Origin of the sequence: Erwinia sp. (assembly GCF_031978025.1) — a bacterium.
GTDB lineage: Bacteria > Pseudomonadota > Gammaproteobacteria > Enterobacterales > Enterobacteriaceae > Erwinia.
Genome location: NZ_DALZCD010000008.1, coordinates 1 through 12,839, shown reverse-complemented (window position 1 = coordinate 12,839; position 12,839 = coordinate 1). Strand labels below are relative to the sequence as shown.

Here is a 12,839-nt window from a genome sequence, read left to right as displayed (position 1 = left end):
AAGGCGCCCCGGAGGACGCCTTTACGCTTACATCTGCACCAGATTTTTGATTTTTACATCCGGATTGACGTCAGCGTCGTAATCCACGCCGTCCAGACCAAAGCCGAACAGGTGCATAAACTCGCTTTTATAGCCAACGAAGTCGGTCAGCTCGTTCAGGTTTTCGTTAGTGACGGTCGGCCACAGCTTAACCACTTCGTCCTGCACTTCAGGCTGCAGCTCTTTATAGTCGGCGCGCAGGCGGCCAACATCGTCGAGGATTGGCGAAGCGTTATACAGGCTGTCTTTGAACAGGCCGTAAACCTGCTCGATGCAGCCTTCGTGGGTGCCGTTTGCCTTCATCACTTTAAACAGCAGTGACAGGTAAAGCGGCATAACAGGAATAGCAGAGCTGGCCTGAGTCACCACGGCTTTCAGTACGGAAACGCGCGCGTCGCCACCTTTTTCCGCCAGCGTGTCACGAATGGTCAGTACGCGCTTGTCCAGATCTTTCTTGGCTTCGCCGATGGAACCGTTCCAGTAGATATCGTGGGTGATCTGCTCGCCCAGATAGGTAAAGGCCGTGGTTTTCGCACCGTCAGCCAGCACGCCGGCTGCTTTCAGATCGTCAATCCACATCTGCCAGTCTTCGCCGCCCATGACCGCTACGGTGCCGTCAATCTCTTCCTGGGAAGCGGGTTCCAGCGTGATATCCGTAATGGTTTCTTTGTCGGTGTTCAAACCGCGGGTGTGCAGCGTTTTGCCAACAGGCTTCAGCGTGGAGTTAAAGACTTCGCCAGTTTTTGGATGAGTACGACGCGGTGCCGCCAGGCTGTACACCACCAGATCGACCTGACCCAAATCCTGTTTGATCAGCTCAATGGTCTTTTGCTTCACTTCGTCAGAATAGGCGTCGCCGTTGATGCTTTTCGCATAAAGGCCCTTTGCTTCCGCCAGCTCTTCAAAAGCGGCAGAGTTATACCAGCCAGCGGTGGCCGGTTTGTTCTCTTCGCCCGGACGCTCAAAGAACACGCCCAATGTATCGGCTTCACAGCCAAAGGCGGCCGAGATGCGGGCAGCAAGGCCATAACCGGTAGAAGCGCCGATCACCAGCACCTTTTTCGGGCCGTTGGCGATTTTGCCCTGACGCGTAACGTAGTCAATTTGTTTTTCAACGTTAGCTTTGCAACCCGCCGGATGGGCGGTAACACAGATGAAGCCACGAATGCGTGGTTTAATAATCATGTCGACCTCAATAACCGTCTCAGTAAATATGGCCCGTAGAATACCTGCTTGTGGCGTTTCAGGCAAAGCTGGCAGTAGCTTATCGTTTACAGTCGCCTTTAACACCACCGCTTTGCTCACTATTTATTCGGCCTTTGCCGACCTGATGGCGCAACGGCTTTTCTGTTCCTGCAGGAAAGCAATTTGTCTGGCGATGAGGGTAAAAAGGGAGGCCATAGCCTCCCCTTTATGCCCCCTTGCCTTCAGGGTTTCCGACACCAGTTACGCAGCTGATTAATTCCACCATCCGGTGAAGTAAAACCGGCACAGCCTAGTACGCTGTCAAACAGTTTTTCGTGGAAGACCGGCGTTTTCTCCTGCGCCATTTTTTTCAGCTGGTTAAACGCTGCGGCATGATCGGGATGCTGCAAAAATTTGTCGGATGCCCACACCATAATTGGCACGGTACGCTGAGCCATTGGCGCCTGATTACGTGGCGTGCCGTGGAAATGCATATTTTGCGAAATCGACTCACCGTGATCGGAGGCGTAAAAGACAATGGCGTTGCGATCGCGCAGCTGGTTAAACACCTGCTCCAGCACGTAATCAGTATAGAGCAGGCTGTTATCGTAAGAGTTAACCATCTGCTGCGTGGTGCAGTCATCGTCAATGCCCAGGCATTCCGGCTGATAGCGTGCGAAGCTACGCGGATAACGCTCGGTATAAAGATAGTGCGACCCTTTGGTGTGCAGAATAACCAGATGTTTGCCCTGCGGGTGACGATCGATAGAGTCTCTTAACTCGCTAACCAGCGCCATATCGTCGATAGGTTTGCCCACGTTGCGCTTCTCGGACTGAATGGTTTCGCGCAGCGCATAGTCATCCGCCAGTGCTTTGTTATAGAACCAGGCTTCGCTCTGCATGGCGAACAGCTCGGAAGAAAAGCCCTGCTTCTTCAGCACGGAAAACACGTTCATCTCTTTCAGGGTGCGCTCGGGCGCTTCCGACGCGCCGCCCTCACGTACAAACATACAGCGCAGCGAGAGTTTGGTTGAGGTATCGCAGGAGTAGCCCTGCAGGGCGGCCAGATTAGGCTCTTTATCCAGATACGGCGTGTTATCTCGCTGGTAACCGTATACCCCCATATGATCGCGCCGGGCGCTTTCGCCAATCACAAACACGATATAAAGATTGTCGGCATCTTTTGGCGGCGTATAGGTAAAGTGCGCGGCGGGATCGAACAGTTTACGGCTGTCCTCTGCCTGGCTCCAGCTGCTGTACGCCAGCAACCCCATGCCCGACAGCCAGTTCGACGGTGAATACGTCCCGGCGACCACGCCGCCGTAGCTGGCCATCATGCGGTTGTGCTGCCGATCCAGACTGTCCTGATGCTCTCCCATCACCTTCAGCGGCAGCCAACAGCAGAGTCCGGCAACCAGCATAACGCCAGCACGACGGGCTATAGCCCCGCCGTTATGCCGCCGTAGCGCCGCTTCCGGCAGCGGCGCCAGCCACAGGGCCAGCAGCGGCAACAGGCTTACCAGCCCCAACCAGACGCCAAAATCCCAGCCCACCGACTCTCTGGACAGATCGAAGCTGTCGGTCGTCATCACCGCAGCGATAATGCCGTAGCCAATATCCACATTGAAAAAGATCATGTAGTAACTGGCCGCGACGGAAAACACCACCAGCAGTGAAGTCAGGAGGCGAAACAGCAGACGTCCGGTAAGCGAGGCCAGCAGAGTGGTAAACAGCACCAGCGCAAAAGCCGCAATGACTTCAATGGTGATGGATAATACCGCGTCATAATGCAGGTGATGAAAACGGCGGAGGAAAATCGGCAGGTTTAACAAAATCCCGGTGTAAAACGCAATAAAGCAGCAGACCCGATACTGAGTCAAAAAAAACAATCTTTTCATCTGTCCCGTCATTTTATAGCAGTGAATGGCATGACCAAAGCGGCTTACCGGGTAAAACGTTATTTTTAAAGCAATACGTCGTAAGACCAGGTAAACGTACGTGAGTTTACCGTTGGTACTGAAAAAGTGGTTGTTATAATGTAACAAAAGATGTGTCTGAAGACATCAGGCCGCAGAATGTTGGCGATTATTGCAAAATTTGAAGCGGTTCAAACTTCTGATAAATAAAGGTCAACCGTATTAAATGCACCAGATGTGCATAATTATTCCAGCAATCCAGTCCATATGCATGCTACAGGCAAAGCCAGTAATTAATTATTCGCACAGAGTTGGTCTGGCCGCCCCGCCTCAAGATAATTAACAATAATTTAATGAATTAAATACAACTCATTAATGTTAGATTATGCCGCGTTCAGGTCAGAAGCACTGGCTTCACCACTCCTTCGTAGCATTTATAACTGTCAGGAAAGCATTGTTATGGATAAGCTATCTTACGCATCAGAAAGCCCCAATACCGCCTGGTCCACCTACTTGCAACAGATCGATCGCGTTGCGCCCTACCTGGGCGAGCTTAGCCGCTGGGTCGACACCTTACGCCACCCTAAACGCGCGCTGATCGTTGATATCCCACTGCAGATGGATGATGGCACCATCCGCCACTTTGAAGGATTTCGCGTACAGCATAATCTGTCGCGCGGACCGGGCAAAGGCGGTGTTCGCTACCATCCCAACGTTGACTTAAATGAGGTCATGGCGCTTTCTGCCTGGATGACGATCAAGTGTGCGGCGGTGAATCTGCCCTATGGCGGCGCGAAAGGCGGCATCCGCGTCGATCCCTTTAAGCTTTCCGAAGGTGAGCTGGAACGCCTGACCCGTCGCTACACCAGCGAAATTGGCCTGGTCATCGGCCCGCAAAAAGATATTCCGGCCCCGGACGTGGGCACAAATGCAAAAGTGATGGCCTGGATGATGGACACCTATTCCATGAACCAGGGCACCACGATCACCGGCGTGGTAACCGGCAAACCGGTGCACCTCGGCGGCTCGCTGGGACGTGAAAAAGCGACCGGCCGCGGCGTGTTTGTGACCGGTCTTGAAGTCGCTCGTCGCCTGAATATTGAAACCGACGGTGCCCGTCTCGCGGTTCAGGGTTTCGGCAACGTCGGCAGTGAAGCGGCACGCCTGTTTGTCGCGGCGGGTGCAAGAGTGGTAGCCGTTCAGGATCATTCCGCCACGCTTTATAATCCGGAAGGCATTGATTTGAACGCGCTGACCGAATGGCAGGCCACGCATAAAAATATCGCCGGATTCAGCGGCGCGCAGACGATTGATAGCGAAGCGTTCTGGCAGCTGCAGATGGACATCCTGATCCCGGCCGCGCTGGAAGGACAAATCACCCGCGAGCGCGCGGAAAAGCTCAGCTGCAAACTGGTTCTGGAAGGCGCTAACGGCCCGACCTACCCGGACGCCGACGATATGCTGGCATCACGCGGTATTACCGTGGTACCGGATGTTATCTGTAATGCGGGCGGCGTAACGGTGAGCTATTTTGAGTGGGTGCAGGATATGGCCAGCTTCTTCTGGAGCGAGAGCGAGATCAATGAGCGGATGGATAAAATCATGTCCGAAGCGATGGTCCATATCTGGGACAAAGCGCGGGAGAAAGAGTGTAGCCTGCGTACTGCCGCCTATATTGTCGCCTGTGAGCGTATTCTGATGGCAAGGAAAGACCGCGGAATTTATCCAGGTTAAATCATCAGCCAGAAAGTCAGAGCGCCGCCCTTACGGGCGGCGTTGCTTTTTACGGCTTACTTTTTATTCCAGCGCTGATGTAAATAGTTAACCGCCTCCTTAGCCTGTGGGGCATCCAGAAAAGCATCGCGAAATAAAATCGTCCCGGACACGCCGGGTAGCGTCTCATTCAGCTCAACCTGCCTTCTCAGCTCGGCCACGCCCTGTTCTTCTCCCCACTGCGGTTCGCCAGCGGTCGGTTTGCCCACCTTATACAGCGCCACGCCGATATAGAGTTTGACGGGACCGGTGCCAACCACGTCAGCCCACCATTTCGCCAGTGTGGGATAACGCACGATTTTCCGCTCAAATGGCCAGTAAAGCTGAGGCGCTATATAGTCCAGCAGCCCTTCTTTAACCCACTGTCGGGTGTCGGCAAAAGCCTGCTCGTAAGCTTCTCCGCCGCGCGTATCGGACCCGCGAGCGTCTTTGTCAGCATTGCGCCAGACGCCCGCCGGGCTGATGCCAAACGCCACCTCTGGCTTCAGGGACTTGATCGTCGCCGCCACCTCTTTAACCAGCAGCAGCGTATTGTTGCGCCGCCAGCTGGCCTTATTGGCAAAGCCTGCGCCGTATTGCTGCCAGCTGCGACTGTCATCCAGCGGCGACGAGGGCGTTTCATAATAGAAATAGTCATCGAACTGCACGCCATCGATCGCATAGTTTTTTACCAGCTCGGCGACCACGCCGTTGATCCACTGGCGAACCTGCGGCAGTCCCGGATCCAGTACGTAACGATCGCTGGCGACGCGTACCCAGTCACGATGCAGCACGAAAACGCTGGCCGGTGACTGACGCAGCGTCTTTTGCAGCGCGCTGAACGTGGCTGGCGAAGTGTTCATCGTGATCCGGTAAGGATTAAGCCACGCGTGTACCTTGAGTCCTCTTTTATGCGCCTCGGTCAGCAAAAACTGCAGTGGATCGTAACCGGGATCCTGGCCGATTGTTCCGGTCAGCTCGGCAGACCAGGGCAAAATTGCGGAGCGATAAAACGCGGTGCCATCAGGCTTCACCTGGAAAAAGACCGTATTGATACCCAACGCCACATACTTATCCAGCCGCTGAATAAGCACCTGCTGCTGCCGCGCGATGCGCAGCCTGGGATCGGCAAGCGTTAAGGAAGCGGGCGGCGGCCAGTCGAGGTGGTTCACTGTCGCCAGCCAGATGCCGCGCACAGGCTGAGGCTTTATCACGGGCGTGGGCGGCACATAAGGCGTAACCAGCGATTTGACCTCAGACTTATGGCTACAGCCTGCCATCAACAGCACCAGCATCGCCCCGAACCAGCCTGGTCCCCTTTTTTTTAACATCTTGCCTGCTCCCTGGTTATGGCGTCAGATATTTTTCTACCAGCGCTTTAGCAATCGCCTCTGTCTCTGCATCGGCTTTGCCGCTGATATTGGTCGGGCGGAAATGCATTTGGAAGGCGCTGATAGTCATTTGGGTTTCCTCATCCAGAACGCCCGTAAGCGCTATTTTATCATAACCATACTGGTAAAGGGCCTGCTGTAAGCTCAACAAATCGGCAGGCGCGAAGTGGGAACGTCCCGCCAGATATTTATTGACCGTAGCGGCATCGGGCCAGGCGCCGATGCCCTGCTCCGCCAGGCGATGCCAGGGAAACAACTTGCCCGGATCCTGCTTGCGTAGCGGCGCAATATCGCTGTGGCCCAGCACGTAGTTGGGCTCAATCTCATGCCTTTTAATGATGTCCTTTAGCAGCAGCGCCAGCGCATTAATCTGCGCTTCGGTATAAGGATACCATTGCCGAACGCCGTTTTTCTCGGTGAAACCTTTATTGACAATCTCGATACCGAGCGAGCTATCGTTGATATGGTTTCTGCCCTGCCAGCTACTTTTTCCAGCGTGCCAGGCTCGTCTGTTTTCCGACACCAGCTGCGTGATAACCGGTTTATGTCCCAGCATTTTCGGGTGCTCGGCAACCAGGTAATGAGCGCTGACTTTGTTGCCTTTCGCCAGCGTATTAAAGGAATTTTCCTCATTTTCAGCCGTGTAGTGCACGATAACAAACTTAACGCGGCTATTCTGGCTAACGGCTGAAGTGGTGTTATCGGCATAATAATCGCCTCTGTCGGTCAGCGCCGTTTGTAACGCGGAAGAAGATGTGGAAGAGCCAGATGAGGCGCAGCCCGTTAAAACCACAATCGTTAACGCCGCCACCGCTAAACTTTTCTTACCCGGCATGTGATATTTCATAGCTATCCCTATTTAAGTAATAAATTAGATTATCGAGAGCGTTCCGTTCCAGGATTGCTGCCTCGTTTGTTAACAGAAAAGCACGGATGCAGTTCTTCTCCTGTATTTACGCTGTTTTTAAGGAAACAGCATTATTGCGCGTTGTATTTATCGCGTAGCATTATGCTTTCTAAAACGCTTTTATCTCGTAGCGTTATGCTTGCCGAAATAGTTATTCCGCTATCGCTTGCGCGATACGGAAAAGGCGGGGACTGCCCGGAAAAGCCGTATTGAAACCGTATTAAAGCGAGCGGATCCTGATACTGGCAAACATAAAACCGCCTGGAACTGGAAATAGCGACCTGCCGCTCGGCTCCTGCAAACCCTGACAGGCTGCCGCACCTGGCATGAAAGATTTGCCCGTTCTGTCAACCACTCCAGGCGTGGCTTTCAGAACGCCGTTAAAAATTTCGTCAGATACAATCCTATAATATCCGGAAGATCCACAGCTTGATTTTATTTTATATTTTAAGGCTGGATATCAACCATGATAATAAATCATCCAGCAAACAAAAAAGTCAAATTTTGTAAATGAGCTTTAACTGGAAATATCAAAAAAGAATAGATTAAAAATTCGCAAATATTGAATTACATTAAAATTACGGGGTGATTACGAGCTGGGAGATCCTTCTACGCTCTCAATAAGAACGGCGGTAAATATTATTTATAATGGTACCAGCCCAATTCGGTATTAGCCCTTTATAGCCGCGTTTATTCACGGTACGGTAATACTCAGCGGGATAAACTGACGCCACGCCCGTTTATCCCGCAAGGGCAAATCCGTGCTCGCCTTAGCCGCGTGCCGCCTGATAATGCGTTTTAAAGGCCTCGTTTTCTTCGCTCAGACGAATAGCTGCTTCGATCAGCTCGTTCTGGTTTAACGACGTCGATCCTTCACTGGTACGCCAGTGAATGTAGAGCACACAAAGCGCGGCAACCTGCAACATCTCGTTTTCCGCGCTGTCGCCGTCAAAGCCATATTCCTCGTCGCACCAGCGGTAAACGTCGCTGACAAAAGGCATATCGCCCTGCTCGTCCAGCGGCGGCAGGCTGGCGAACAGCTCGATCATTTCGGGTGTGGCGACGTAGCTGCTGCGGCCGACCGCATCCAGCTGTTTGCCACGCGCGCGGGCGTTGTTGGCCTGTTTGGCTTTGAGTTTGGCGCGCTTGCTGCGCTTGTCCTGCTTGCTCACCGGTTTCTCCTGGCGAAAAAAAAGAGCGCCATCATAGCAGAGAACGCTTTCGGCGGACGGTGACATTTTACCGATAAACAGCGAGACCAGACCGGCGGCGATTAGCGGCCCGACCACCCGCCGCGGAACAGCGACACGTTAATGCTTACCGCAGACGATTACATTTTACCGATAAACAGCGAGACCAGACCGGCGGCGATTAGCGGCCCGACCACCCGCCGCGGAACAGCGACACGTTAATGCATGGCGCAGACGATTACATTTTACCGATAAACAGCGAGACCAGACCGGCAGCGATTAGCGGCCCGACCGGCACGCCGCGGAACAGCGATACGCCAATAATCGTGCCAATCAGCAGGCCGCCGACGATGGTAGGTTGCGAGCCCATCAGGCTGACGCCGCGTCCCCCCACCCAGGAAACGAAAATGCCTACCGCTATCGCCAGCAGTGATTTCCAGTTCAGAAAGGAGTGCATTAGCGTGCTGGTCGGCAGCGCGCCGCTGGCAATGGGCGCCATCACACCAATAGTCAGGATCACAATCCCGACGGTGACGCCCTGCTTTTCAATCCACGGGAAAAAGACGTTCAGCGGCGTCATCCGCACCACGATCAGCACCAGCAAAGCGATAGCGACGGTCAGATTGTGGCTGAAGTAACTGAGCCCCGCCAGAAACAGCAGAATAAACAGCGTTAAATCAAACATAGGGTTTTCCTGTCAAAGCGTGGGGCTACACCTTAAATCGCTTTGCCGCTGCGCTCTAGCTCTTTTTAACGCCTTAAAAATTAAAGAATAGCGTCAAGCGCGGCCTGCAGGCTGGTTTCCGGCCCGGTCAGGACCGACAGCGTCGTATTGATCTGCTTCGCCGCTCCTGCCATTGAGCTTTGCGCCAGGACGATACAACCCAACGCGCACTCATGGCGATCGCGAATATAGTGCGCGATTTCACGGTGGTAGCCATCCATATCGCCCTGATTAAAATAGGCCCAGGCGCGGGGAATCAGCTCTACGGCTACCCGGTTACCGGGAATAAAAGCCTCAAATAAGCGGGTAGTCGCCTCCAGCGTAGAGTGTGCGGTACACAGCACCAGTACCGCGCCGTGATAGTGCAAGGCCGCTTTCGCCAGCGCCGCGTCCACGCGAATAACGGGTTTGCTGAACCGCTTAGCCTCTAACGCCACCACGCCCAGCGTGGTGCAGGTAACGATCACCGCGTCAGCTTGCTGGCATAGCTCATCAAGGATCTCGCTAACGTCCGCCACGATGTCAGGCGTGACTTCACCCGCCTCTGTCGCTCGGGTTAAGAGTTCGCTTTGCACGCAGTGCAGCAGTTGAACCTCATCATAATCCAGCGCGTGTAGCGCCTCTTCAAACAGCGCGATGTTGCTTCTTGCGGCATGCAGACAGGCTATGGTTGCCATCTTGATCTCCTGAAAAAAGTTCTCAGTCACTGTGGCAAATTCTGTGACGCATTGCCAATACTTCGGCCCTCCCCGTCGCTTTTGTTTCACTGATGGAGCACCACGCTGGTGCAATGCGCCAGTCGGAAGCAGGAATTTAACGAAACGATCGTTCCATTTCGCCCGCAGAGCGGACGATGCGACTGGTACAGAAGTTGCAAAGACTTCAGGAAAGCCTGAAGGAGAAACGGATGAAAGCATTGATTATGGGCGCGGGGATCGGCGGCATGTGCACCGCGATTGCGCTGCAGCGTTTTGGTATCGAGACTGCCGTGTTTGAAGCGGTAAAAGAGATCAGGCCGGTCGGAGCGGCCATTTCGGTCTGGCCTAACGGCGTCAAATGCCTGAACTATCTGGGCATGAAGGAGAAGCTGCGGGCGTTGGGCGGCATGATGCAGACCATGGCCTATCATGAGGCGCGATCGGGCAGTCCCCTGACGCAGTTCAGTCTGGAACCGCTGATTGCCGCGTCCGGCGAGCGGCCCTACCCGGTCGCACGTGCGGAGCTGCAGGCCATGCTGCTCGGGCACTATGGCCGGGACGAGGTGCAATTTGGTAAACGCGTGGTCAGCGTAGAACAGCACCATCAGGGCGTAACGGCCCGCTTCACCGACGGCAGCGAGGCGCAGGGGGATTTGCTGATTGCCTGTGACGGCGCGCATTCAGCTGTACGCCCTTACGTGCTGGGCCAAACCGTGCCTCGCCGCTATGCGGGCTATGTTAACTGGAACGGCCTGGTAACGCTGGATGAAAGCATTGCGCCAGCTCAGCAATGGACAACTTTTGTCGGCGAAGGTAAGCGAGTTTCGCTAATGCCGGTAGCAAATAACCGCTTCTACTTTTTCTTTGACGTACCCTTGCCGCCGGGGCTGGCAGAAGATCGCAGCACGCTGCGCGCCGATTTAACGCGCTACTTTCATGGCTGGGCCACGCCGGTGCAAAAGCTTATCGCTCAGATCGATCCGGCGACCACTAATCGGGTGGAAATCCATGACATTGAGCCGTTCGGGCAACTGGTAAAGGGCCGAGTGGCGCTGCTGGGCGATGCCGCGCACAGTACCACGCCCGATATTGGCCAGGGCGGTTGTGCGGCGATGGAAGATGCCGTCGTGCTGGCGAACTGCCTGCAAACGCATTCAATGGGCATCGAAGACGCGCTGCTGCGCTACCAGGCCCAGCGTGCCGGACGCGTGAAGGAGTTGGTGTTGAAAGCCCGTAAACGCTGCGACGTCACGCACGGTAAGGACATGGTCGTAACGGAACAGTGGTACCGGGAACTGCAAAGCGAAACCGGCGAGCGCGTGCTTCAGGGCATGTGCGACACCATTCAGGGCGGCCCATTTGCCTGATGAATCTCCGCGCGACGGCCGCTACCGTCGCGCTGAAAATGCTGTCAGCCTGGCTCCTTTAATCCACGGTTAATCAACATGGCTTCAATGTCCGGATCCCTGCCACGCCAGCCCGCGTAAAGCGCTTTCAGGTCTTCACTGTTGCCACGTGAAAGAATGGCATCGCGGAAAAGCTGGCCGTTCTCACGCGTCAGGCCGCCGTGTTCGCTGAACCAGTTGAAACCGTCGTCAGCCAGCATCTGCGTCCACAGATAGGCGTAGTAACCGGCTGCATAGCCGCCCCCCCAGATATGTTGAAAATAGCTGGAGCGGTAGCGTGGCGGGACGGCCGTCAGTGCGATCTGCTCGGCTTCCAGCGCCTGCTGTTCAAAAGCGACCACCTCCTGTTCCTGCTGGTCAGCGGCGAGGCCATGCCAGTGCATATCCAACAGCGCAGCGGCCAGCAGTTCGGTCATGTCGTAACCCTTATTGAATTTGCTGGCATTGATGATTTTTTCATGCAGGGCCGCGGGCATAGGCTCACTGGTTTGATAATGTCGGGCAAAATGACTGAACACCTGGGGGTCACTGGCCCAGTGTTCATTAAGCTGGGAGGGAAACTCAACAAAATCTCTGGGCGTGGCGGTACCGGAAAGCGAGGGGTAACGCTGCCTGGCGAAAAGACCGTGCAGCGTATGGCCGAACTCGTGGAACAGCGTAATGACGTCATCCCAGGCGAGCAGCGCGGGCTGCCCTTCGAGCGGTTTTGGGTAGTTACAGACGTTATAAATAACGGGCTGAGTACCGAGCAGAGTGGACTGATCGACAAAATTACTCATCCATGCGCCGCCTCCCTTGTTGTCTCGTTTGAAATAGTCGGTATAGAAAAGCGCCATCGGGTCGCCATTAACATCGATAATTTCATAAACGCGCACGTCGGGATGATAAACCGGGAGATCGCTGCGTGCCTTAAAGGTAATGCCATAAAGTTGGGTTGCCGCCCAAAACACGCCGTTTTCCAGCACGTTATTCAGCTCAAGGTAGGGTTTGATCTGGTTTTCATCGAGATCGTAGCTGGCTTTACGCACCTGTTCGGCATAGAACAGCCAGTCCCAGGCCTGCAGGCGAAAACCGTCCTGTCGATCGATAACCGCCTGAATATCCGCCGCCTCACGTTGCGCACGTGCCGTAGCGGCCGGCACGATTTCACGCATAAAATCGAGCGCGGCCTGCGGCGTTTTTGCCATCTGATCCTGCAGCTTCCAGTCAGCATAGTTGGCGAATCCCAACAGCTGCGCCTGACGCGCACGGATGCTTGCCAGGTTGGCAATCAGCGCACGAGTATCGTTGCCGTCGCCCTTTTCAGCCCGCTGCCAGGCAGCCGAAAACAGCGCCTCGCGCGTTTCACGGTTGCTGAGGCTTTGCAGTGCCGGCTGCTGGGTGGTGTTTTGCAGTACCAGCAGCCACTGCGGCTGTAATCCTTTTTCCTGGGCCGCGGCGGCGGCGGCGCTCAACTCTGCCTCGCTGAGTCCAGCCAGCGCCGCCGCATCGGTAACGATTAGCCCACCCGCTTTGGTTGCCGCCAGCAGCTTGTTGGTAAACCGGGTAGTAAGCGTCGCCGCCTGCTGGTTCAGAACCTTCAGCTGCGCTTTTTGATCGTCGTTGAGGCTGGCGCCGGCAAGCTGAAACGC

General features: G+C 54.8%; 10 protein-coding genes. 2 read left to right on the top strand and 8 right to left on the bottom strand.

What is annotated here, in order from left to right; all coding sequences use genetic code 11:
• Window positions 1–27: 27 nt before the first annotated feature.
• Both fabV and eptB read right to left on the bottom strand, forming a co-directional pair.
• Entirely contained in the window at window positions 28–1,224 is a 1,197-nt protein-coding gene (fabV, locus tag RTK32_RS01365) for an enoyl-ACP reductase FabV (RefSeq protein WP_312041744.1), read from the bottom strand.
• A 242-nt stretch (window positions 1,225–1,466) separates the two neighbouring features.
• Window positions 1,467–3,122 (bottom strand): kdo(2)-lipid A phosphoethanolamine 7''-transferase, encoded by a 1,656-nt coding sequence (eptB, locus tag RTK32_RS01360; protein WP_312041743.1) that lies wholly within the window; start codon window positions 3,120–3,122, stop codon window positions 1,467–1,469.
• 477 nt (window positions 3,123–3,599) lie between these two features.
• Here eptB and RTK32_RS01355 point away from each other — a divergent pair, with 477 nt between their 5' ends.
• On the top strand, window positions 3,600–4,874 hold the full coding sequence (locus RTK32_RS01355; protein ID WP_312041742.1) for a Glu/Leu/Phe/Val dehydrogenase: 1,275 nt from the start codon (window positions 3,600–3,602) through the stop codon (window positions 4,872–4,874).
• 56 nt (window positions 4,875–4,930) lie between these two features.
• Here RTK32_RS01355 and RTK32_RS01350 read toward each other — a convergent pair whose 3' ends face one another.
• From RTK32_RS01350 to RTK32_RS01330, 5 genes are all read right to left on the bottom strand, one after another.
• Entirely contained in the window at window positions 4,931–6,223 is a 1,293-nt protein-coding gene (locus RTK32_RS01350; protein WP_312041741.1) for a glycoside hydrolase family 10 protein, read from the bottom strand.
• 16 nt (window positions 6,224–6,239) lie between these two features.
• Entirely contained in the window at window positions 6,240–7,130 is an 891-nt protein-coding gene (locus RTK32_RS01345; RefSeq protein WP_312041740.1) for an N-acetylmuramoyl-L-alanine amidase, read from the bottom strand.
• 830 nt (window positions 7,131–7,960) lie between these two features.
• Complete coding sequence (locus RTK32_RS01340) at window positions 7,961–8,362, bottom strand: hypothetical protein (RefSeq protein ID WP_312041739.1); 402 nt, start codon at window positions 8,360–8,362, stop codon at window positions 7,961–7,963.
• Window positions 8,363–8,618: 256 nt separating this feature from the next.
• A complete protein-coding gene (locus RTK32_RS01335) occupies window positions 8,619–9,065 on the bottom strand; it encodes a DUF441 domain-containing protein (RefSeq protein ID WP_312041738.1) in 447 nt (148 codons plus the stop codon).
• Window positions 9,066–9,145: 80 nt separating this feature from the next.
• On the bottom strand, window positions 9,146–9,781 hold the full coding sequence (locus tag RTK32_RS01330) for an aspartate/glutamate racemase family protein (protein WP_312041737.1): 636 nt from the start codon (window positions 9,779–9,781) through the stop codon (window positions 9,146–9,148).
• A gap of 230 nt (window positions 9,782–10,011) precedes the next feature.
• Here RTK32_RS01330 and hpxO point away from each other — a divergent pair, with 230 nt between their 5' ends.
• A complete protein-coding gene (hpxO, locus tag RTK32_RS01325; protein WP_312041736.1) occupies window positions 10,012–11,169 on the top strand; it encodes an FAD-dependent urate hydroxylase HpxO in 1,158 nt (385 codons plus the stop codon).
• Window positions 11,170–11,213: 44 nt separating this feature from the next.
• On the opposite strand, the gene dcp is transcribed toward hpxO, so the two are convergent.
• The coding region (dcp, locus tag RTK32_RS01320) for a peptidyl-dipeptidase Dcp (RefSeq protein ID WP_312041735.1) at window positions 11,214–12,839 on the bottom strand (1,626 nt) is incomplete at its 5' end.